Annotated in this window: 21 protein-coding genes; 13 read left to right on the top strand and 8 right to left on the bottom strand. The window is 72.1% G+C overall.

Translation table 11 applies throughout. From position 1 onward, the window contains the following. Window positions 1-166: 166 nt before the first annotated feature. The 3 genes from ABT245_RS34555 (at window position 167) to ABT245_RS34545 (ending at window position 2,868) form a co-directional block, all read left to right on the top strand. A complete protein-coding gene (locus ABT245_RS34555; protein WP_351741566.1) occupies window positions 167-376 on the top strand; it encodes a DUF397 domain-containing protein in 210 nt (69 codons plus the stop codon). A 213-nt stretch (window positions 377-589) separates the two neighbouring features. Next, entirely contained in the window at window positions 590-1,987 is a 1,398-nt protein-coding gene (locus tag ABT245_RS34550; RefSeq protein WP_351741564.1) for a helix-turn-helix domain-containing protein, read from the top strand. Beyond that, on the top strand, window positions 1,984-2,868 hold the full coding sequence (locus tag ABT245_RS34545; protein ID WP_351741561.1) for a phosphotransferase family protein: 885 nt from the start codon (window positions 1,984-1,986) through the stop codon (window positions 2,866-2,868). The genes ABT245_RS34550 and ABT245_RS34545 overlap by 4 nt, the downstream gene beginning before the upstream one ends. Before the next feature lie 210 nt (window positions 2,869-3,078). Here the strand turns inward: ABT245_RS34545 and ABT245_RS34540 are convergent, their stop codons facing one another. Continuing rightward, window positions 3,079-3,726, bottom strand: a complete 648-nt coding sequence (locus tag ABT245_RS34540; RefSeq protein WP_351741559.1) for a TetR family transcriptional regulator — start codon at window positions 3,724-3,726, stop codon at window positions 3,079-3,081. Between the two features lie 122 nt (window positions 3,727-3,848). On the opposite strand from ABT245_RS34540, the gene kbpA reads away from it, so the two are divergent. Together kbpA and afsK are read left to right on the top strand one after the other, a co-directional pair. After that, window positions 3,849-4,580 (top strand): AfsK-binding protein KbpA, encoded by a 732-nt coding sequence (gene kbpA, locus ABT245_RS34535; RefSeq protein ID WP_351741557.1) that lies wholly within the window; start codon window positions 3,849-3,851, stop codon window positions 4,578-4,580. Between the two features lie 210 nt (window positions 4,581-4,790). Then, entirely contained in the window at window positions 4,791-7,142 is a 2,352-nt protein-coding gene (afsK, locus tag ABT245_RS34530; RefSeq protein WP_351741555.1) for a protein serine/threonine kinase AfsK, read from the top strand. A gap of 48 nt (window positions 7,143-7,190) precedes the next feature. Here afsK and ABT245_RS34525 read toward each other — a convergent pair whose 3' ends face one another. Both ABT245_RS34525 and ABT245_RS34520 read right to left on the bottom strand, forming a co-directional pair. Then, on the bottom strand, window positions 7,191-7,730 hold the full coding sequence (locus ABT245_RS34525) for a GNAT family N-acetyltransferase (protein WP_351741552.1): 540 nt from the start codon (window positions 7,728-7,730) through the stop codon (window positions 7,191-7,193). Continuing rightward, a complete protein-coding gene (locus ABT245_RS34520; RefSeq protein WP_351741578.1) occupies window positions 7,715-7,852 on the bottom strand; it encodes a hypothetical protein in 138 nt (45 codons plus the stop codon). Before ABT245_RS34520 ends, ABT245_RS34525 begins: the two co-directional genes overlap by 16 nt. A gap of 33 nt (window positions 7,853-7,885) precedes the next feature. Between ABT245_RS34520 and ABT245_RS34515 the strand changes: the two genes are divergently transcribed. The 4 genes from ABT245_RS34515 to ABT245_RS34500 all read left to right on the top strand — a co-directional run bounded on the left by ABT245_RS34515 (window position 7,886) and on the right by ABT245_RS34500 (window position 10,016). After that, window positions 7,886-8,473, top strand: a complete 588-nt coding sequence (locus ABT245_RS34515) for a lasso peptide biosynthesis B2 protein (protein WP_351741575.1) — start codon at window positions 7,886-7,888, stop codon at window positions 8,471-8,473. Further along, window positions 8,470-9,030, top strand: coding sequence for a GNAT family N-acetyltransferase (locus ABT245_RS34510; protein WP_351741549.1), 561 nt, complete (start codon window positions 8,470-8,472; stop codon window positions 9,028-9,030). The genes ABT245_RS34515 and ABT245_RS34510 overlap by 4 nt, the downstream gene beginning before the upstream one ends. Before the next feature lie 101 nt (window positions 9,031-9,131). Continuing rightward, entirely contained in the window at window positions 9,132-9,428 is a 297-nt protein-coding gene (locus ABT245_RS34505; RefSeq protein WP_351741547.1) for a hypothetical protein, read from the top strand. Between the two features lie 24 nt (window positions 9,429-9,452). Further along, complete coding sequence (locus ABT245_RS34500) at window positions 9,453-10,016, top strand: hypothetical protein (RefSeq protein ID WP_351741544.1); 564 nt, start codon at window positions 9,453-9,455, stop codon at window positions 10,014-10,016. Window positions 10,017-10,331: 315 nt separating this feature from the next. Here ABT245_RS34500 and ABT245_RS34495 read toward each other — a convergent pair whose 3' ends face one another. Genes ABT245_RS34495 through ABT245_RS34485 form a run of 3 tightly spaced genes read right to left on the bottom strand, consistent with a single transcriptional unit; the run spans window position 10,332 to window position 12,701 of the window. Next, window positions 10,332-11,108: an enoyl-CoA hydratase/isomerase family protein gene (locus ABT245_RS34495; protein ID WP_351741542.1), complete on the bottom strand. Its 777-nt coding sequence runs from the start codon at window positions 11,106-11,108 to the stop codon at window positions 10,332-10,334. Beyond that, complete coding sequence (locus ABT245_RS34490) at window positions 11,105-11,533, bottom strand: Zn-ribbon domain-containing OB-fold protein (RefSeq protein WP_351741539.1); 429 nt, start codon at window positions 11,531-11,533, stop codon at window positions 11,105-11,107. Before ABT245_RS34490 ends, ABT245_RS34495 begins: the two co-directional genes overlap by 4 nt. Window positions 11,534-11,540: 7 nt before the next feature. Then, window positions 11,541-12,701: a lipid-transfer protein gene (locus ABT245_RS34485; RefSeq protein ID WP_351741536.1), complete on the bottom strand. Its 1,161-nt coding sequence runs from the start codon at window positions 12,699-12,701 to the stop codon at window positions 11,541-11,543. Between the two features lie 132 nt (window positions 12,702-12,833). Between ABT245_RS34485 and ABT245_RS34480 the strand changes: the two genes are divergently transcribed. Continuing rightward, entirely contained in the window at window positions 12,834-14,435 is a 1,602-nt protein-coding gene (locus ABT245_RS34480; RefSeq protein WP_351741534.1) for a FadD3 family acyl-CoA ligase, read from the top strand. A 625-nt stretch (window positions 14,436-15,060) separates the two neighbouring features. On the opposite strand, the gene afsS is transcribed toward ABT245_RS34480, so the two are convergent. After that, entirely contained in the window at window positions 15,061-15,249 is a 189-nt protein-coding gene (gene afsS / locus ABT245_RS34475; protein WP_351741532.1) for a regulatory protein AfsS, read from the bottom strand. Window positions 15,250-15,515: 266 nt separating this feature from the next. Next, window positions 15,516-18,473: an SARP-family global regulator AfsR gene (afsR, locus tag ABT245_RS34470; protein ID WP_351741529.1), complete on the bottom strand. Its 2,958-nt coding sequence runs from the start codon at window positions 18,471-18,473 to the stop codon at window positions 15,516-15,518. 209 nt (window positions 18,474-18,682) lie between these two features. Here afsR and ABT245_RS34465 point away from each other — a divergent pair, with 209 nt between their 5' ends. From ABT245_RS34465 to ABT245_RS34455, 3 genes are read left to right on the top strand one after another with little or no spacing between them, the layout of a single operon-like run. Then, the gene (locus ABT245_RS34465; RefSeq protein WP_351741526.1) at window positions 18,683-19,921 is read left to right on the top strand and encodes an amidohydrolase family protein; all 1,239 of its coding nucleotides are present in this window, start codon (window positions 18,683-18,685) and stop codon (window positions 19,919-19,921) included. After that, entirely contained in the window at window positions 19,918-20,838 is a 921-nt protein-coding gene (locus ABT245_RS34460; RefSeq protein WP_351741523.1) for a TIGR03619 family F420-dependent LLM class oxidoreductase, read from the top strand. Before ABT245_RS34465 ends, ABT245_RS34460 begins: the two co-directional genes overlap by 4 nt. Before the next feature lie 8 nt (window positions 20,839-20,846). After that, window positions 20,847-21,617: an SDR family NAD(P)-dependent oxidoreductase gene (locus ABT245_RS34455; RefSeq protein WP_351741520.1), complete on the top strand. Its 771-nt coding sequence runs from the start codon at window positions 20,847-20,849 to the stop codon at window positions 21,615-21,617. The last annotated feature ends 4 nt before the right edge of the window (window positions 21,618-21,621 follow it).

Here is a 21,621-nt window from a genome sequence, read left to right as displayed (position 1 = left end):
GAGGGCGTAGGAACTCCCATCATCCCAGGTCAGCAGGCACCTCTTCCCATTTCCCCGTCCCCAGACCGACCTTCACGCGGTGGATCCAGGCTGATTCCTCGGCGGAGTTGATCGCCGAGGCCCGAAAGAGGCACCTGCGAGATCATAAGTAGCGAGGTAATCATCCGTGGCCGAACCGCCCCAGGAACCGCAGTGGTTCAAGAGTAGTTACAGCGGTACTCCCGACAACGAGTGCGTAGAGGTAGCCGAGATGCCCAAGGGGCCGTGGGTCCGAGATTCCAAGAGGCCCGAAGGCCCGCACGCATTTTTCTCGCGCGCCGCGTGGGCCACGTTCACCGAAAGCATTCGCTCCCAGAAGGCACCCACGCGCGATTGACGTCGCGATCATTTTGCTCGGCCCGGCCCCCCTCATGAACGCCGGGCCGTCGTGTCACGGCCCGAGAGGCCGTTCGGTCAGCTCTCCCGCGACCACCTGGAAACCGGGGGGGGGTGGGCGGACCAGTCTCGGAAAAGTCTGTGCAGCAGATTCTCGATGCGGACAATCGGGAGACGTGGGTGTTGTCCGCATCAGGGTGCCGAAGGGGAAGACATGCCACAGAAGCCCAAGCCCCTGGACGAGACGAAGTCGAGGCGTGCCTGGTGGGGTAAGGAACTCCGCAACTGGCGGGAAGCGCGAGGTATGTCGAGCCGCGAGTTGGGCGCGAAGGTGCACCTCAGTGCCACATCGGTCGAACGCATCGAGAAGGACGAGCGCCCCTGCAACGCCAACCTGGCCGGCCGGCTCGACGATGCTGTGCAGGCCGGCGGAGCACTGCGACGGCTTTGGCGCCTCGTCGAAGAGGAAGCGGACAAGCAGTCCGCTGATGCGGACAAGACCCCTGGCGGACCGACTCCTGACGGCATCGGGACACCGGCCACGGGCATGCTTGGACTGATCCCGCCCGTGAATTCGGATCGGAGTCCGTCACCAGTGGAGCGCCGTGCCTTCTTAACCCTCGGCGGCATAGCCGCCCTTGCCCCCGGAGCGTTTGTCGACCTACTCCCAGGGACGGGACCAACCGCGCTCCCCAAGATTGTTCGCCCCGAAGACATCGAGCAAGTCAGGGCTGCCGCCGACACCCTGGCCGGATGGGACAACCTCTACGGCGGTGGGGGGATCTCGCGCAGTTCCTCTGCCGGGCTGTTCATCTGGGCCAAGGGGTTGCTCGCCACGAAGTACCCCTCGCAGTTGGAGTCAGACCTCTATACCGCCGTCGGGCGCCTTTCCATGGTGATGGGAGCGAGCGCATTCGACGCGTACGAGCACCATGACGCCACCGAGCTGTTGAGGTTCGGCACCTGGTGCGCAGAGCAGGCGAACAATTGGCACCTCCGGGCCGCGGTCCTCAACTGGCGAGCCCGGCACGAGATCTGGTGCGGAAGGCCCGATGAGGGCCTGACCCACGCGGAGAACGGCCTTGTGCGGGCGGACCGTCTTACGCATCGGGAACAGGCCACGCTTCACAACGCCAGGGCCCGGGCCTGGGCGAAGATGCAGCGGCCGAAGGAGGCGCTGGCTGCCATCAGACAGTCGGACGCGGTCTTCGACCGTGCTCGCGATGGCAAGGACGTCCCGTGGATGGCCTACTACGACGAGGCTCAGCACCATGGGGATACCGGACACGCGGCGTTCGATGTCGCGCTCACGCCAGGGCAGTCCCCCTCCTTGGCCATTTCTCGTCTGAAGGCCGCGATCGAAGGCCACACGGACAACTACGTACGCTCGCGTGCGCTGTCGGGCACCAAGCTGGCGACGCTGACCATGGCCACCGGGGACCCGCAACAAGCGGTGGCCATCGCCAACCGCGCCCTGGACGAGGTAGGGAGGCTCCGTTCCAAACGAGCAGCAACGGACATGGAGGATCTGTCCGCAGCGTCCGTGCGGTATGCCCAAAGGGCGGAGGTGGCTGAGCTGAGGGGCCGGATCGCCACTACGGTCCTCGCATGACCGCGGCGCGCACCGAGGAGTCCTTCGCCGTCCTTCAGGACGTGACAGCCGCTGCCGGGCTGTCGGCCGAGGGGGCTGAACCCATCCGGCTCGCCGAGAACGACCTGTGGCGGCTTCCGACCGGAGTCGTCGTGCGCATCGCACGAGCGGGGCAGGACGAAGCGGCAGCCCGAGAAGTGGTCGTGGCCCGCTGGCTGGCTGAGAACGACGTCCCGGCCGTGCGCCCGACACAGGTGGATCAACCTGTGTATGCCGGCGGCCGAGCCGCCACCTTCTGGGAACTCCTGCCTCCGCACCGGCACGGCACCGAAGCCGACCTTGCACCGCTGCTGCGTCAGATGCATCGATTGCCCAAGCCGACGTTCCCCATGGGCCGGCTACAGCCGTTCGTTCGTATTGCCGAACGCCTCGCTGCCGCGCGCTCCGCGAACGACGATGACCGGAAGTGGCTCCTCGATCGGCTCGACGAACTCAAACAACAGTGGGGCAGCCTTCCGGCCGGGCTTGCGCACTGCGTGATCCACGGCGACGCCTGGGGCGGCAACTGCGCCGTGACCGCCGAAGGGGCACTGCTCTTGGATTTCGAGCGCACGTCGATCGGACCGCCCGAGTGGGATCTGACCTCCACGGCGGTCGCCTTCGACACCTTCGGCACCCTGTCCGCGACCGAGTACGCGGCCTACTGCGAGCAGTACGGCCACGACGTCAGGCAGTGGGCGGGATACGCGACGCTCCGCGGCATCCGGGAACTGCGCCTCGTGACATTCGCCCTCCAGATCGCGGATCACGATGACGGTGCCGTCGAGCAGGCCCGCTATCGCATCGAGTGCGTGCGTGGCCTACGCGGGCCACGGCCTTGGCGATGGGAAGCGGTGGGGTGAGCCGAGCCCCCTGCGCCCGGGGGCAGGGGATGCGACGAGTCGCGCACAGGGCCGTCGCCGGTGTCGTCGTATCCGTGCTCGGTGGTACGGGACCGCCCACCGCCCGCGCAGGGGCGTGCACAGCACGGCGGGCGGCGGTCCAGTCTGTGGACCGCCGCCCGTGAGACAGGACTTGGTGTGCCCGGAGAAAGGGACCGTCGGACGGGTTGGCTACTTCGTCGGTTTTCTGCCGGTTACGCCCAGGTGGACCAACAGCGCGAGATTCGGCTTGAGTTCGGCCTGTTTCACGCCCCAGGACTGGAAGCCCTTCTGGTGCGCGGCCACCGCGGCGAGCATCGCGACCAGCGAACCCGCGACGGCCGCGGGATTGACGTCCTTGTCGACCCGGCCCTTCGCCTGGAGTTCGGCGATGGACTCGGAGAGGGAGTTGTTCACCGAGTTCAGGATCTTCATGCGGATCTTGTAGAACCGTTTGTCCCCCTCGGCGGCGCCGAGGTCCACGACCCGCAGGATCGCGTCGTTCTTGCGCCAGAAATCCAGGAACCCGTCCACGAGTTCCTGCGCGGTCAGCCAGCCGGCCTTGCCGGTCCAGGTCCGTCCCGCCAGCAGTTCGGCCAAACCGGCACCCTCGGCGGCCATTTGCTCGGCGATCTCCAGGACGGCACCTTCGACGTCCGGGAAGTACTGGTAGAAGGTCGCGGGCGAAGTCCCTGCCTTCCGGGCGACATCGATGACCTTGACGTCCCGGTAGGGGGAGGAGCTGAGCATCTCGCTGAGGCAGTCGAGCAGCTTCTGCCGGGTCGCCTGCCCACGCCGGCCGGCCACGCGGCCGTCGACGGTACGCACTTGTCCTGTCATGCCGTCAGCTTACCGAGGGGTGATGAGAGCGCGATTCGGCCGACTGCAAATGGGGTGCGAGGGGGTATGGAGGGTGGTGTGCCTGGTCTGCGGGGTGCGCGCGAGCCGGTTACTTTGGCGGCATGGCCGAAAACAGGGCATCGGTGTACGGAGAGGGCGTCCCGTGCTGGGTGGACGCACAGCTTCCCGACGTGGCGGCGGGCCGGCGGTTCTACGGTGAGCTGTTCGGATGGACCTTCGACGAGGAGGTGCCCGCGTCCGCGTCCGCCGTATGGGCGCGCAAGGACGGCTCGCCTGTGGCGGGGCTCACATACAAGGCGGACGGCCGGATGCCCACCGTCTGGACGGTGTACTTCGCGACGCCCGACGCGCGGGCGCTGTGCGGGCGCATCAGCGCGGCCGGCGGGCAGATCGTCACGGCCCCGGTGGCCGTCGACGGCCTGGGCGCGGCCGCCCTCGCCGCCGACCCGGAGGGCGCCGTCTTCGGCCTGTGGCAGGCCGGCGACCACCCCGGGTTCGGGCGCCGGCACGAGGCCGGCACCTTCGGCTGGGCCGAACTGTACTCCCGGGACACCGAGGCCGCCAACGCCTTCTACGGGGATCTCTTCCACGACGCCCTGTTCGGCGCCGACGCCGAGCCGGACTTCGGCCGCGCCCCCGTCTCGGACGTCTTCCCGGCCGAGATGCCGCCCCATTTTCTCGTCCATTTCCTGGTCGCCGACTGCGAGCGGGCGCTGGGCGCGGTACAACGGCTGGACGGGCGGGTGCAGGCGCCGCCCTTCGACGCGTCGTACGGACGTGTGGCCGTCGTCACGGACAATCAGGGGGCGTCCTTCGCGCTGCTGCAGCGCTGATGTCGGCACCGCACAGCGCCGCACAGCGCCGACACGGCGGTGGAATGTCTTGCTTGTCGTGAGACACCCCTAATGTCGCCGGGTTCGCAACCTGTGCCCGTGGCAGGAAGAATCAGGGTGCGTGCCGCCACGGCGGTGCGGTGGTGAGACGCTGCACTGGGTCGCGTACATATGGAGGCGGCGCGGCCCGTACGGGGAGGTGGCAGGCAAGTGGTGGATCAGCTGACGCAGCACGACCCACGACGGATCGGGCCGTTCGAGGTGCTGGGGCGGCTGGGTGCCGGCGGCATGGGGCTGGTCTACCTCGCGCGCTCGGCGTCCGGGCGCCGCGTGGCGATCAAGACGGTCCGCACGGAACTCGCCGAGGACCAGCTCTTCCGGGTCCGTTTCACCCGGGAGGTGGAGGCGGCGCGCGCGGTCTCCGGCTTCTACACCGCCGCGGTCGTCGACGCCGACCCGCGGGCCGCGGTGCCGTGGCTGGCCACGGCGTACGTCCCCGCGCCGTCCCTCGAAGAGATAGTGAACGACTGCGGGCCACTGCCGGCCCAGGCGGTGCGCTGGCTCGCCGCGGGCGTCGCCGAGGCGCTGCAGTCCATCCACGGCGCCGGGCTCGTCCACCGCGACCTCAAGCCCTCCAATGTGCTCGTCGTCGAGGACGGCCCCCGCGTCATCGACTTCGGCATCGCCTCCGGGGTTTCGAACACCCGTCTGACCATGACGAACGTCGCCGTCGGCACGCCCGCCTATATGTCACCGGAGCAGGCCAAGGACTCCCGCAGCGTCACCGGCGCCAGCGATGTCTTCTCCCTCGGCTCGATGCTCGTGTTCGCCGCCACCGGACACCCGCCCTTCCACGGCGCCAACCCCGTCGAGACCGTCTTCATGCTGCTGCGCGAGGGCCCCGACCTGGAAGGACTGCCGGACGAGCTGCGCCCGCTGATCGAGGCGTGCATGCAGATGGAGGCCACCGGACGCCCCAACCCGGCCGACCTCCAGGCCCAGCTCGCCCCGCACCTGTTCGGCTCGGGCTCCGACGACAGCGGCACCGCCTCTGCCTGGCTGCCCGAGAAGGCCGTCGCCCTCATCGAGACCCGCCGTGGCGGGCGCCCCGCGGTTCAGCCTCCGCCCGTCGGCCCGCGCAGCGGCGGCCGGCCCGCCGTACCCGCGGTGCCGCCCCCGCCCGCGCACGACCCGGTGATCCCCACGCCCCCGGCCCCGGTCCCGGTCGGCGCCCCCGACGCCGGTCCGGTCCGGCTGGCCGGCGCCCAGGTGCCCATCGGGCCCGGCCCGCGCGTCGCCGACGCCCGCGCCGCCGCCGTCAAGGCGCCGCCGCCGGAGGCCGGACTGGTCGCCAACTGGTCCCGGCCCCGCACCGGCGTCAACGGCGCCGACCCCGCCGTACCGGCGGCCCCGCCCGCGCCCCCGGAGACCGCGGCCGGCTGGCGCCCCTGGCGTTTTCGCATGTCCAACGACGTCTGGGGCACCCCGTCCGTCGCCGACGGCCTCGTCCACGTCACCTCCTTCGAGGTGCACGCACTCGATGTGGCCACCGGCCGGCGCCGTTTCAAGACCCGGGATGTGGCCTGGTCGATGGCGGTCGCGGACGGCCGTATCCACGCCTCCGACGGCCCCACCCTGTTCGCCCTGGACGCCCGCGAGGGCACCGATCTGTGGCGGCTGTCCACGGACGCCTGGGTGTACTCCCTGAAGGCCGACCGGGGCACCGTCGTCACCGGCACACGCGGCGGCGGCGCCCAGGGCTGGGAGGCGGCGGGCGGGCAGAAGCTGTGGGAGATCGCCGGCTGCCAGACCGACTTCGAGTCCCCCGAGTCCGGGCCCGCCGTCCACGACGGCACCGCGTTCGTCTGGCAGGACGCCCGGCTGCGCGCCCTGGAGGCACGCACCGGCGAGGAGCGCTGGGCGTACCCGATCGGCGACGCCGCCTCCTGCGGGATGGTGCCGGTGCGGCTGACCCACGCCCCCGACGGCTGTGTGTACATCTCCGCGGGCTCCCGCGTCCTCGCCATCGACGTGGCGAGCGGCATGGTGCGCTGGCACTTCGAGGCCCCGGCGGTCTTCCTGTGCCCGCCGGCCTTCGTGCCCGGGCCCGCCGTCGCCGGCGGCGGCATCTACCTGGCCGACTACCTGGGCACGGTCTACGCCCTCGACGCCGCCGACGGCCGCGACCGCTGGCGCATCGCCACGGAGGCCCGGTCCTCGATCGAGCCGGTGCTGGTCGCCGCGGGCCACGTCCACGTCGGCAGCGGCAAGGGCCTGTACACCCTGGACGCCGTCACCGGCACCCCCAAATGGCGCTTCCAGGCGGGCGGCGACATCGTCGGCTCGCCGGCGGTCGCCGAGGGCCGGATCCACTTCGGCTCCACCGACCACCTGCTGTACACGCTCAAGGCCGACGACGGCCGGCTGCGCTGGAAGCTGGCCACCGGCGGGGAGATCACCGGATCCCCGGTGGTGACGGACGGGGTGGTGTACGCATGCAGCAAGGACCGCTGCGTGTACGCGTTGGACGCGGAGAAAGGCACGGGCACCGCACGCGCGTGACACTTCGCTGAGAAGGGAGAGAAAGGGGCGTGCCGCAGTGGTGCGGGGTCAGGCCGCGGGCCTGAGTTCCTTGAGCATCACGGCGTACAGCGGAGAGTCCGGGAACGGCTGACGCTCACCGACCTTCCGGTATCCCCAGCTCTCGTACAGTGCCTGCAAGCGTGGGCGTTCGGTGTCGACGGTGAGCACGGCAAGCGCCTCTGGCCGGTCGGCGAGCAGCGCGGCATGCAACTGCTCCCCGAGACCCTGCTTGCGCCACTTCGGCCTGAGCATGAGTTCGGAGACGGAGAACGTGGACGCATCGGCGGGCTCCTCGTCCAGGTACTCACGCCACCATTCGCGGCCCGGCTCGCCGGGCGCCCCGTAGGTGAACCCGATGGGTTCGCCCTCTGCGTAGGCGACCACACACGCGAACTCTTCCCGGCCGCCCCAGTGGTCCACGAACCAGGGGAACCGCTGCACGAACTCCTCGTGGCGCCTGTCGGCGTAGGCGTCGGCGTGAACGTCGAGCAGGGTCTGCCGGATGCCGGGAAGGTCGGCATGGCCGTAGCGGCGTAGCTGAACTGCCGTGGTCAACGGGCGCTCCATTCGGATCGGTACCGGTCGGCCCACTCCCGCGCCACCTTGGCGGACGGCGCATGGGTGAGAAGGCCACGATAGAAGTCGCCGAGCAGGACCCGGAGGCGGCCGGGCAGCGGGCTGCCGGACATCAGGTCGAAGACGCCCTCTGCGGAGGCGCAGGCATGCTCGGCGTCGCCTTGGTGGAGCTGGGCGACGGCGAGGTGGACCGTGGCGCCCCGCTTCCGACGCTGCCGCGGCCATGGGCGCGACGGTCGTCACGCTTCCCGATACCGGCCTGTCGTGGGGAACTGTCGAACAGCCGGCCGTCGGAGCCGACGTCGATTCCGATTCGGTGGCGGGTCGCTGCTGTGCCGGTCGTGCTCGCCACCGCCGCGACATGGACGGTCGGTCCGCGTCGTAACAGGTTCTCCCGACTCGTGCGGCTCGCCTGTGCGGGACGCGATTTGCCCCCGGCCACGACCTCTCAGGCTCGCTACGCTGTGCGCGCGGTTCGCTGGGCAGCGCGGCTCTTGCCGATGCGCAGGGCGTGCCTGGAGGACTCGGCCGCTGCAGCCCTCTTGCTGACGGTGGCTCGACACCGCGCCGAGTGGTGCCACGGGGTGGCACTCGACCCCGTACGGCTGCACGCCTGGATAGCCGACCCGGAAGGGGAACCCGTCGAAGAACCGGCGGACACCGCTCTCTACACCCCCACCTACACACCAGACGGGCCCGGCTTGGCACGGGCCGACAGAGGAGTACGACCGTGAGTGACCCGCACATCCTGCTACGCGGCGAACTGCTCGCCCTCGCAATGCCCCGCCAAGACATGCTGCCCACGTACCACGCATGGGAGAACGACGCCCGGACCATCCTCGGGTACGGGAACCAGTGGGCACAGGCGTGGGAGGTCCGCGCCGCCGGATACGAGCGGCAGCGGGGCAACGAGCGCTTCCAACAGTTCGAAGTGGTGCGGCTGGACGGCAACACCCCCGTGGGAATGACGATTCTGGAAGTCAACACCTACGTGCGCACCGCCGAGTTCGTGATCGTGCTCGCCCCCGAGGAACGCGGCAAGGGCCTCGCCGCGGAAGCGGCTCGGCTCACGCTGGACTGGGCGTTCCATCTCGCGCACCTGCGCATGGTGTGGCTCAAGGTCTTGGAGCCCAACGGAATCGCGGCGTACGAGAAGGCAGGGTTCCGCCCGTCCGGCCGGCTCCGGCAGTCGGGCTACTGGCTCGGCAAGCCCGTGGACGAACTGTTCATGGACGCGCTGCCCGAGGACTTCCCCGGACCGTCTGCCGTGGCTGCTGCCGCCGGCGGCTGACGCGCTGCTCATCCTCGCTTGAGTGCCCCCGCTCGCCGCCTCGCGGGCGGGGCCGCTCGCTCCTCCAATCGCGCTGTGGCCCTTCCGCGCGGGTGGAGACGGTGCCCCGGCACGAGTTCCTGCGCAGCGGATTCTTCGAAGCGGTTCACGGCCCCGGCCCCACCGCGTGGCGGCCGGTCCTTCCTGATGACCCCCGATGGCTGGGCCGCTGCTACGACGATGACTCCCTCGTTACCCAGATCGCCGGGACGATCGTCCCCCGCGACATCCGCGGCGAGATCCTGCGTGCCCCCACCTCGTCCAGCACGATGCCCGGCCTCGTCACTCGGATGCTCGAAGACCGAAGCTCTGACGGCCGAGCCCTGTCGCACGGTCACCATATGGTGACATGGGCGTGACAGATGGGTCGTTAGGGTGGCGGCATGCAGTCACGGGGGCACACGCTCAAACTCACAGCGGTATCGGTGCTGGTCATCCTCTCGCTGACCGGATTCTCCACGGGACGTCACGGCCGCGGTCACCACCACAGCGACAGCGACAGCGACGGCGGGGGCGGTTGCAGCAGTTCCAGCCAGGACCACGACACGTCGTCGTCCTCGTCCGGCGGCTCCGGCTCGTACCGGGACCGCTACGACGACGATGACACCTACGACAGCGACGACGGCTACGGCAGCGGCGGCACCAGCACCGGCACGACGGCGCCGGCGCCGACGTCGGCGGACGCGACGGTGAAACTGCTGCGCTGCGCGTCGAAGAAGGCGCCGTACGCGACCGTCGAGGTCGAGAACCCCCATGGCACACCGGGGACGTTCGCGGTCACCGTCGACTTCGAGAACGCGCGCGGCAAACGGATCGCCTCCGAGGTCGAGGAGGTCGACGTGTCCGCGTACGACACGGTCACCGTGAACGTGTACGTCGCCGGCTCCGCCCTCGCGGCCCGGGTCGGCCGGTGCGACCCGCACCCGACCGCCCCGCCCGTCGGCTGACCCCGACCGCCCCGACCGCCCCGCCCGTCGGCTGACCCCGACCGCCCCGACCGTCCGCCCGTCGGCTGACCCCGGCCGTCCCGGCTGTCGGCTGACCCCGACCGGCCCGACCGTCCGCCCGTCGGCTGACCCCGACCGGCCCGGCCGTCCCGGCTGTCGGCTGACCCCGGCCAGCCCGGCCGCCCCGCCCGTCGGCTGACCCCGGCCGGCCCGGCCGGCCCGGCCGTCCCGGCTGTCGGCTGACCCCGACCGCCCCGGCTGCCCCGGCCGTCCCGGCTGTCGGCTGACCCCGGTCGGTCGCGGCGGGGCCGGATCTCAGCGGGTGCGGAACTTCCCGGAGCGGCGGGTGGCGAACAGTTCTGCCTGGCGGTGTGTGGGGAGGTTGCCGAGGGAGACGAGGTGTGGGGCTTGGGCGAATCCCTGGGCCAGTGCGGCCTCCCGGGCGGCCCACAGCGCCCGCACCGTCCCCTGCACCGCCTCGGCCGGATACCCGGCCATGACCGCGGCGCAGGCCCGCGCGGCGGCCAACGCCCCGCCGGGCTCGGTCAGTTCGGAGACCAGGCCGATCTCGTGGGCCCGCCGCGCGGAGATCCGCTCGGCGCTGCCCATGAGCATCATCCGGGCGACCTCCCCGAACGGCATCCGCTGGGCCATCAGCACCGACTCATAGGCGCTGACCATGCCGTAGGCCGTGTGCGGGTCGAAGAAGACGGCGGTCGGGTCGGCGACGACGAAGTCGGCCTCCCCGAGCAGATAGAACGCGCCCCCGCAGGCCATCCCGCGCACGGCCGCGACGACCGGCTTCCACAGGTCGTTCGCCTTCGGGCCGATCCCGAGCAGCGGATCGTCCTGCATATACGGCGACGAGGGCTGCGGCACCACGGCGTCCCGGTCGATCCCGGTGCTGAAGGCCCGCTCACCGGCCCCGGTCAGGACGAGTGCCCGTACGGTGTCGTCGAACCGCAACGCCCGCCAGGCCGCGACGAGTTCGTCGGCCATGGCGAGGTCGATGGCGTTGAGCCGGGCCGGCCGGTCCAGGGTGACGACGGCGACGCCGGTGTCCGGCTCCGCGCTGACGCGGACCGCGGTCATGGGCGCTCCAGGGTCCACTGGGGCAGACAGGTGCCGTCGTCCAGGGTGCTGAAGACGACCTGCACCCGGGCCCCGATCCGGATCCGCTCCGCCGGTACGGAGTCGAGCGGCGCCCCCGGCCCGGCGACCAGGTTCCCGACGAGCCGGATGCGCGGCGCGTCGTCGAGTTCGACCACGACCACGTTGTACGGCGCCCGGGCGGCGTAGTCGGGCAGCAGCGGCGGATGGGGCAGCACATACGACCACACGCGCCCGCGCCCCGAGGCCGCCCGCCACTCGTGGCCGAAGGACTGGCAGTGCGGGCAGCAGGGGCGGGGCGGGAACCGGGGCTCGCCGCAGTCGGCGCAGGTCTGGACGCGGAGTTCGCCCCGGGCGGCGTACTCCCAGAAGGGGGCGCCGTCGGTGTCGGTGACGGGGGTCAGCACAGCGGTGTCAACTCCTGTTCGTCAGAAGGAGGGCGGAGGTGGGCACGCCCTCGCCGGCCGTGACCAGGCAGGCGGCGGCCCCCGGGATCTGGGCGGTGCTGGTCCCGCGCAGTTGTCTCACGCCTTCGGTGATCAGGTTGAAGCCATGCACATACGCCTCTGACAGCCCGCCGCCCCCGGTGTTGACGGGCAGCCGCCCGCCGATCTCCAGCGCGCCGCCCTCGGTGAACGCGCCGCCCTCGCCCCGCCCGCAGAAGCCGTACCCCTCCAGGGAGAGCGGGATGAGCGCGGTGAACGCGTCGTAGATCTGGGCGACGTCGATGTCGTCCGGGGTGAGGTCGGCGTGCTTCCACAGGTGCCGGGCGGCGGTCCAGGCCGGGCCGGTCAGGGGGTCGTCGGTCCAGTAGTTGACCATGCCGTGGTGCTGGGCGGGCAGGCCCTGGGCGGCGGAGTGGACATAGACGGGGGCGCGCCGGCAGTCCCGGGCGCGCTCGCGGGAGACGACGACGCAGGCCAGCGCCCCGTCGGTCTCCAGGCAGTTGTCGAAGAGGCAGAGCGGTTCGCTGATCCACCGGGAGGTCATGTACATCTCGCGGGTCAGCGGCCGTTCGTACATCACGGCCGCCGGATTCTGGTTGGCGCGGTTGCGGCAGGCGAGCGCGACATTGAAGAGGTGGTCGCGGGTCGCGCCGTACTCGTGCATGTAGCGGCGCGCGAGCAGGGCGATCTCGTCCACCGGGCGCAGTAGCCCGTAGGGGCGGGTCCACTGGGCGGGGGTGGGGAGCTGGGCCGTGGTGTCGGTCCAGGGGCGGGGGCCGCTGCCGCGTTTGCGGGACCGCCAGGCGACTCCGACCGTGGCCTGTCCGGCGGCGACGGCGGTGGCGAGATGGGCGACGGTGGCGCAGGAACCGCCGCCGCCGTACCCGGCCTTGCTGAAGAAGGTGAGGTCGCCGAGCCCGACGGCCTTGGCCAGCTCGACCTCGTCGGTCTCCTCCATGGTGTAGGAGGCGAGGGCGTCGACCTCGCCGGGTGCGATCCCGGCGTCGTCGAGGGCGGCGAGCACGGCCCGGCAGGCGAGGGTCTTCTCGTCCTCCGCAAGGTGCCGGGCGAACGGCGTCTGCCCGATGCCGACGATCGCGGTGGCGTCCTTCAGACCGTTTCCCGCCATGGTGCCCGCCCCTTCGCCCGGTGGCCGCCGACCGTCGAAAGGGCCGGTCCGCCGCTGTGCTGACAGCCCGTCAGGCTACCGCTAATCTGACGGTCAGTCAGCTATGCGTCGGGAGGCTCGGGGAGGCCGGTTGTGCGCGGTGACATGCGGTGGGGCAGCATTCCTGACCTGGTGCGAGCGGCGGCCGAGCGGTACGCGGACACCGAGGCCGTGGTCGACGGCCGCACCCGCGTCTCGTACGCGGAACTCGGCGCCCGCGTCGACCGTGCGGCGGCGGCCTGCCTCGCCGCAGGCACCGGCATCGGCGACCGGGTGGCGATCTGGGCGCCCAACTCCCTCGACTGGATCGTGGCGGCGCTGGGCGCGGTGTCCGCCGGTGCGGTCCTCGTCCCGCTCAACACCCGCTTCAAGGGCGCCGAGGCGGCGGACGTGCTGCGTCGCAGCGGGGCCCGGCTGCTGTTCGTGACCGGCACCTTCCTCGGCACCTCGTACGTGGCGTCGCTGCGGCGGGCGGCGGCCGGCGGCGAGGGGACCGCGGGACCGCTGCCCGGACTGCCCGAGCTGGCACAGGTGGTGGTTCTCGCCGGCGACGCCCCGGCCGACTTCTGCACCTGGCAGGACTTCCTGGTGGGCGGCAAGGGCGTGGGCCGGGCCGAACTGACCGCGCGTGCGCGGCGCCTGGACGGCAGCAGCCTGTCCGACATCGTCTTCACCTCGGGGACCACGGGCCGCCCCAAGGGGGCGATGATCACCCACGGGCAGACACTGCGCGCCTACGACATCTGGGCGGGCCTGGCCGGTCTGCGCGCCCGCGACCGCTACCTCATCGTCAACCCCTTCTTCCACACCTTCGGCTACAAGGCGGGCGTGATCGCCTGTCTCACACGGGGCGCGACGATGATTCCGCAGCCGGTGTTCAACGTGGACACGGCGCTGGCGAACCTCGCCGCGGAACGGGTCACCGTGCTGCCCGGCCCGCCGACCCTCCTTGAGGCGCTGCTCGACCACCCGGGCCGGGCCGGCCACGACCTGTCGGCGCTGCGTCTGGTGGTGACGGGCGCGGCGGTCGTCCCGCTGCGGCTGGTGGAGCGGCTGCGCGGCGAACTCGGCGTGCGGACGGTGCTGACGGCGTACGGTCTTTCGGAGGCGAGCGGCATGGCGACGATGTGCCGCCGCGGCGACCCGCCGACGGTGATCGCCTCGACGTCGGGCCGGGCGATCCCCGGCACCCGGGTCCGGGTCGTGGACCCGGCGGGCACACCGGTGCCCGCCGGCACCCCCGGTGAGGTGCTGGTCCAGGGCTTCCATGTGATGCGCGGCTACTACCGGGACGCGGCGGCGACGGCCGAGGCGATGACGGCGGACGGCTGGCTGCGCACCGGCGATGTGGGCGTCCTCGACGCCGCCGGCAATCTGCGCATCACCGACCGGCTGAAGGACATGTTCATCGTCGGCGGCTTCAACGCCTACCCGGCCGAGATCGAGCAACTCCTCGCCCTGCACCCGGATGTGGCCGACGCGGCGGTGATCGGCGTCCCCGACCCGCGGCTCGGCGAGGTCGGCAAGGCGTTCGTGGTCCGCCGCCCGGGCGCCCATCTCACCGCCGACGACCTGATCGCCTGGTCCCGCCGCGAAATGGCCAACTACAAGGTGCCGAGAACGGTCCAGTTCCTCGGCGCCCTGCCACGCAACGCAAGCGGCAAGATACTGAAGGCCGAACTCCGCGCCCGCTGAGAGCCCGCACGGCCGCCCGCCCCCGGACGTGCCTCCGGCCGCCCGTTCCCGGACACGCCTGGGCTGCCCGTTCCCGGACGTGCCTCCGGCTGCCTGCTCCCGGGACGCGCCTCTGGCCGCCTGCTCCCGGACGTGCCTGGGCTGCCCGCCCTTGGACATGCCTCCGGCCGCCTGCTCCCGGACGTGCCTCCGGCTGCCTGCTCCCGGACGTGCCTCCGGCCGCCCGCCCTTGGACATGCCTCCGGCCGCCCGCCCTTGGACATGCCTCCGGCCGCCCGCTCCCGGACGTGCCTCCGGCTGCCTGCTCCCGGACGTGCCTCCGGCCGCCCGCTCCTGCCTCCGGCTGCCCGTTCCCGGACACGCCTCGGCTGCCCGCCCCCGGACACGCCTGGGCCGCCCGTTCCCGGACGTGCTTCCGGCCGCCCGTTCCCGGACGTGCCTCCGGCTGCCCGCCCCCGGACACGCCTGGGCCGCCCGCTCCCGGACACGCCTGGGCCGCCCGATCCCGGGACGCGCCTGGGCCGCCCGCTCCCGGACACGCCTGGGCCGCCCGCCCACCAGCACGCCTCGGCCGCGGCGGCTCCCCTCCGTGCCGCCGCGGCCGGTCCCCGTCCGGAGGAAAGGTCTACTTGTCGTCCAGGTCCAGCGCGGGCGGCGCCGGCATGGCGTTGTTGAGCGTGCTGATCGTCTCTTCCTTGGCGGGCTCGCTGGGCATGGCGTTGTTGAGTGTGGTGATCGCCTCGTCGGCGGCGGGCGGCGTGGGCATCGCGTTGTTCTTCTTCGCGACGGTCGCGTCCTGCTTCTGGTCGCTCATGGGCCTGAATCCCTCTGTTCGGTGACGAGTGAGGAACGCCCGTCCGGAAGCTCCCCCGAGGGCTGCCGGACGGGCGCTCGGAGCCGCAGATTAACCGGTCGGGCTCCAGATCAGACCATCTGCCCCCCGACGCGACGGTCTGACAGGAACGAGGATGCCGGGTGGCGATAAACGAACGCTGAACGCCCGCGAACCACCGCGGAAGGCACCTCCGTGAGGCACCTCCGTGAGGCACCTCCGTGAGGCACCTCCGTGAGGCACCTCGGTCACGCCGCGGAGGCGGGTGCGAGGAGCGGGCGCACGGTGTCGGCCTCCGGTGCGCCGCACTGTTCGTAGAGGTTGAGCGCCTCACGCCAACAGGCCCTGGCCCGGTCCACCTGCCCCAGTTCGCTCAGCACCCGTCCCAGGAGCGTCAGGACGTTGCCGCGCATCCGGTCGCCGCCGATGCAGCCCAGGGCGAGCGCCTGTTCGGCGTGCTGGGCCGCCTGCGCGAGGCGACACCTGGCGAGATGCACCTGTGCGACACGGAAGTTGGTCACGCCCTCCCACAGCCGCTGCCGGTGGTCGTTGAAGATGCGCAGGGCCTCCGAGAACTCGTCGAGCGCCTCGGCATGACGGCCGGCCTGGTTCAGGGCGACCCCGAGCGCGAAACGACTGTTGGCGAGGCGCACCGAACGGCCGATCTCACTGTGGGCCGCGAGCCCGCGCCGCGCGATCTCCACCGCCTTGACGGTATCGCCCATCCCCAGGTAGGCACGGGACAGGTTGCCCAGGACGGTGGCTTCGAACGGCCGGTTCCCCGCCGCCCGCAGACCTTCGAGCGCCTGGTCGAAGAAGACCTTGCCCTCGGCGAACCGGTTCTGGTGCAGACAGATGAGCCCCCGGTTGTTGGCCACCCAGCTGACGGCCGTCGCGTCCTGCATGGCCTCGGCGAGTCGCATGGCGACCCGGGCCTCGTCCTCCGACTGCTCGATACGGCCGGAGACCAGGAGCACATCGCTGAGCACCGTACGGGCCCTGCCCTCGGCCCGTTCGTCCCCCATGGCCCGGGTGGCCTCACAGGTGGCCCGCGCCGTCATCTCGTACTGGTACGAGCCGGCCCCCGACTCGGTCAGGTCCTTGGCCACCCACAGCAGATCGACCGCCCGGCGCAGCCGGCCGGTTCCCGCCGCCTGCCGTACGCAGGCCAGCAGCGGCCCGGCCTCCGTGTACAACCAGTCGAGGGCCGCCGCCCCCTCGGTGAAGCTCAGCCCGGGATAGCGGGTGGGTTCCAGGTCGTCGATCAGCCGGTCCCGGGGCTGCTCGATGGCGTACACCTGCGCGGTCGACGCCAGGTAGAAGTCCAGCAGCCGCGACATCGCCGCGTCCCGCTCGCTCGGCGGGTGCTCGTCGCGTTCCGCGCAGGCGCGGGCGTACAGCCGGACCAGGTCGTGGAAGCGGTAGCGGCCGGGGGCCGCGGACTCCAGGAGCGAGGTGTCCACCAGGGACTCCAGCAGGTCCTCGGTGGCGTCCGGGGGCAGGTCCAGTACGGCTGCCGCCGCCGCGAGCGAGATGTCCGGGCCGTCCGCGAGGCCCAGCAGGCGGAACGCCCGGGCCTGGGCCGGTTCCAGCTGGCCGTAGCCGAGTTCGAACGTCGCCTTCACCGCGAGGTCGCCGGCCTGGAGTTCGTCCAGCCGGCGGCGTTCGTCCGCGAGTTTCGCCGCGAGGACGGACACCGTCCAGGTGCGCCGGGAGGCCAGCCGGGACGCGGCGATGCGGATCGCCAGGGGCAGGAAGCCGCAGGCCGCCACGACGTCCAGCGCGGCCTTGCGCTCCGCGGCGACCCGCTCCGCCCCGACGATCTTCGTGAACAGGGCCAGCGCCTCGTCCGGGGACATCACGTCCAGGTCCACCAGATGCGCACCGGCCAGGTCCACCATCCGCACGCGGGAGGTGACCAGCGCGGCGCAGCCTTCCGTGCCGGGCAGCAGCGGCCGTACCTGCGCCGCGTCGCGGGCGTTGTCCAGGAGCACCAGGACCCGCCGGCCGTCCAGCACCGACCGGTACAGCGCGGCCCGGTCCGCCAGCGAGTCGGGGACGGCCGTGTCCGGCGTGCCGAGCGCCCTGAGGAACGAGCCGAGGACGGTCTCCGGCTCGGCGGCCCGCGGCCCGGCGCCCTGTAGGTCGACGTACAGCTGCCCGTCGGGGAAGGCGGCCCGCGTCCGGTGGGCCACGTGCACGGCCAGGGTGGTCTTGCCGACGCCGCCGATCCCGGCGAGCGCGGAGACGGCCATCACCCGGCCCTCGGCCTTGGAGGCGGAGGCGAGGATCTGGCTCAGTTCGGTGACGAAGGCGGCACGGCCGGTGAAGTCGGGCACGGTGGCCGGGAGTTGGGCGGGGCGCAGCGGGACGGGCGCGGGCTCGGCGAGCGGCGCGGAGGGCTCGGCGAGGGCCGGGTCGGCCTGGAGGATGCGCTGCTGGAGGTCGCGCAGGCCGGGCCGCGGGTCGACGCCGAGTTCCTCGGCGAGCAGCCGCCGGGTGTCGGCGTACACGGCTAGGGCCTCCGCCTGCCGGCCGCTGCGGTAGAGGGCCAGCATCAGCAGTTCGCGCAGGCGTTCACGCAGCGGGTGCGCCGCCGTGAGCGCGGTCAGTTCCGACACGGCCTCCGCGTGGCAGCCCTGTTCCAGGTCCATGTCGAGGCGGGATTCGAGGAGTTGCAGCCGCCACTCCTCCAGCCGTACCCGCTGCGCGTCGGCGTACGGGCCGGGCACGCCCGCCAGCGGCTCGCCGTCCCACAGGGCGAGCGCCCGGTCCAGCACGTCCCGGGCGTGGCACAGATCGCCCAGGGCGCGGGCCTTGTCCGCCTCGGCCACGAGGTCCTGCGCCACCGCCAGGTCCAGGGCGCCCTCGCCGAGGCCGCGCACCGCGTAGCCGCCCGACTCGCTGACCAGGACGCCGGGGCCGAGCGCCTTGCGCAGACGCGAGGCGTACGTGCGTACGGCGGCGAGGGCCTGAAGGGGCGGCTCGGTGCCCCAGAGCGCGTCGATCAGTTCCGGTGCGGTCGCCGTCCTGCCGCCGCGCAGCAGCAGGGCGGCGAGCAGGGCGCGCTGCTGCGGGGAGCCGGTGGCGAGCGGCTCCCCGTCGTGCCAGGCGCGCACCGGACCGAGCACGCTGAAGCGCAGCGCCGGCTCCTGGGCCGAGGAGCCGGGACGCCGCTGCTCCGGTACTCGCGGTCCACCGTCCATGCGTTCGTCCCCCTAGGCATCCCGAACAACTACGTCAGTTTGCCTTGTAGGGGGCGGATGCGTCAGCCGTGGGAGACGGCGATCACAGGCGGGCGCGCGGGAGTCCACAACCTCCTCACGTCCTCTTCGCACGGTTCCGCGCGGTCCTCCGGCCCCGGCCCCGTCCACGGAAGCTGACGGGCCGTCAGATCGGCGCTACGGTGAGCGCCATGCAGACCCGACCTTCAGCCCCCTTCCCGGAGATCATCTCCGTGGACGACCACACCGTTGAGCCGGCGAACGTCTGGCAGGACCGGCTCCCCAGCAAGTACCGCGACACCGGCCCCAGGATCGTGCGCGCGCCGCTGAAGGAGATGTCGTTCCTCGGCGGCCGGTTCAGGCCCGTCATGGGCGCGCCGGGCGACGACGGCCCGGTGGGCGACTGGTGGGTGTACGAGGACCTGCACCGCCCGCTGACCCGCCTGGACACCGCGGTCGGCTGCAGCAGGGACGACATCAGGCTGGAGGTGATCACATACGAGCAGATGCGCGCCGGGTCGTACGACGTGTCGCGGCGGCTCGACGACATGGACGTCAACCACGTGCAGTCCGCGCTCTGCTTCCCCACCTTCCCCCGCTTCTGCGGCCAGACCTTCACCGAGGCCGCCGACCGCGACCTCGCGCTGCTGTGCGTGCGCGCCTACAACGACTGGATGGTGCAGGAGTGGTGCGGGCCCGTCGCCCGGGGGCGGCTGGTACCGCTCACCCTCATCCCGCTGTGGGACGCCCGGCTGGCCGCCGAGGAGGTCCGGCGCAACGCGGCCCGCGGCGTGCGGGCGGTCGCCTTCTCGGAGATACCCCCGCACCTGGGGCTGCCGTCGGTGCACACCGACGACTGGGACCCGTTCCTCGCCGCCTGCGACGAGACCGGCACGGTGGTGGCGATGCACATCGGCTCCAGCAGCCGTATGCCCTCCACGTCCGCCGACGCCCCGCCCGCCGTCGGTTCCGCGATCACCTTCGCCAACTGCTGTTTCTCGATGGTGGACTGGCTGATGAGCGGCAAGTTCGAGCGCTTTCCCCATCTGAGGGTGATGTACGCGGAGGGGCAGATCGGCTGGATCCCCTACATCCTGGAGCGCGCCGACGTGGTGTGGCAGGAGAACCGCGGCTGGGGCGGGGTCGCGGAGAAGGTCCACCGGCCGCCGTCCGAGCTGTTCGCCGAACACGTCTACGGCTGCTTCTTCGACGACGCGTTCGGGCTGCGCAACCTGGACGCGATCGGCGCCGGCAACGTCCTGTACGAGACGGACTACCCGCACTCCGACTCCACCTGGCCGAAGTCCCGCGAGGTCGGCGAGGCCCAGATGGGCCATCTGGCGCCCGACGTCGTCGAGCGGATCGTACGGGGCAACGCCATCGAGTTGCTGGGGCTGACCGAGGACGGCCGCTGGGCGGGCCCGCGATGAGCGTCGCGTACGGCATCCAACTGCCCGTCCAGTCCCAGAGCACTCTGTACGCGGAGCGCTGGGAGGCCGGCGCGGGCCCCGGCGACCTGGTCGAGACCGCCCGCGCCGCGGACCGCGCCGGCTTCGCCTACATCGCCTGCTGCGACCATGTCGCCGTACCGCGCCGGCTGGCCCCGGCGATGGGCACCGTCTGGTACGACCCGGTGGCCACGCTCGCCCATCTGGCCGCCGTCACCACCCGCACCCGGCTGCTCAGCCATGTGGCGATCGTGGGTCTGCGCCACCCCCTGCTGACGGCGAAGCAGTACGCGACCCTCGACCACCTCTCCGGCGGGCGGCTGATCCTGGGCGTCGGCGCCGGGCACGTGGCGGAGGAGTTCGTCGTGCTGGGCGCCGACTTCCGGCGCCGCGGGGCCGTGCTGGACGAGTGCGTGGACGCCCTGCGGGCCGCGCTCGGCCCACAGGAGTTCCCCGTGCACCACGGCGAGGTGTACGACTTCGAGGGGCTGGGGCAGCGGCCCCGGCCCGCCCAGGAGCGGGTGCCCGTCTGGATCGGCGGGTCCTCGCCGGCCGCCCTGCGCAGGGCCGCCCTCAAGGGCGACGGCTGGCTGCCGCAGGGCGATCCGCGCGACCGGCTGCCCGGCCTGATCGCCGGGCTGCGCCGGACGCGCGCCGAGGCGGGCATCGCGGCGCCCCTGACCGTGGGCGCCCTCACCGAGCCGCTGTACGTCGGCCGGCCCGCCTGGGACGTGGGCCGCCGGACCCTCAGCGGCCCCCCGGACGCCCTCGCCGAGTCGCTGCGGGCCTACCCGGCGATGGGCGTGGACCAGATCCAGGTGCGGTTCCGCTGCCGAAGCCGCACCGAACTGACCGACCAGATGGCCGCGTTCGGCGCCGACGTGGCCCCCGACCTCTAGGAGTGGGCATGGGCAAGCTGGACGGACGCGTGGTGCTCGTCACCGGCGCGGCACGCGGGCAGGGCGAGCAGGAGGCCCGGCTCTTCAGGGCGGAGGGCGCCGAGATCGTCATCGCCGATGTCCTCGACGACCAGGGGCGGGCGCTGGCCGAGGAGCTGGGCGCGCTGTACGTCCACCTCGACGTGGGCCAGGAGGAGGGCTGGCGGGCCGCGGTGGCCGCCGCCAAGGAGGCGTACGGGCATATCGACGGGCTGGTCAACAACGCCGGCATCCTGCGCTTCAACGCCCTGGTGGACACGCCGCTGGACGAGTTCATGCAGGTCGTCCGGGTCAATCAGGTCGGCTGCTTCCTCGGCATCAGGACGGTCGCGCCCGTGATGGAGGACGGGGGCACCATCGTGAACACCGCGTCCTACACGGCGATGACCGGGATGGCGGCGGTGGGCACCTACGCCGCCACCAAGCACGCGATCCTCGGGCTCACCCGGGTGGCCGCGCTGGAGCTGGCGCACCGGCGGATCCGGGTCAACGCGGTGTGCCCCGGGGCGATCGACACGGCGATGTCCAACCCGGCCCGGCTGGATCCGGCGGCCGACGCGCAGGAGACGAGCCGGGCGCTGGACGAGCTGTACCGCAAGCTGGTGCCGCTCGGGCGGATCGGGCGGCCGCAGGAGGTGGCCCGGCTGGCGCTGTTCCTCAGCTGCGCGGACTCCTCCTATGTCACCGGGCAGCCGTTCGTGATCGACGGCGGATGGCTCGCGGGGGTCTCGGTCGTCTGACCGC

Source organism: Streptomyces sp. NPDC001508 (genome assembly GCF_040298665.1).
GTDB lineage: Bacteria > Actinomycetota > Actinomycetes > Streptomycetales > Streptomycetaceae > Streptomyces.
Note: the sequence above shows the minus strand (reverse complement) of the source record. Positions and strands in the feature narration are given on the sequence as shown.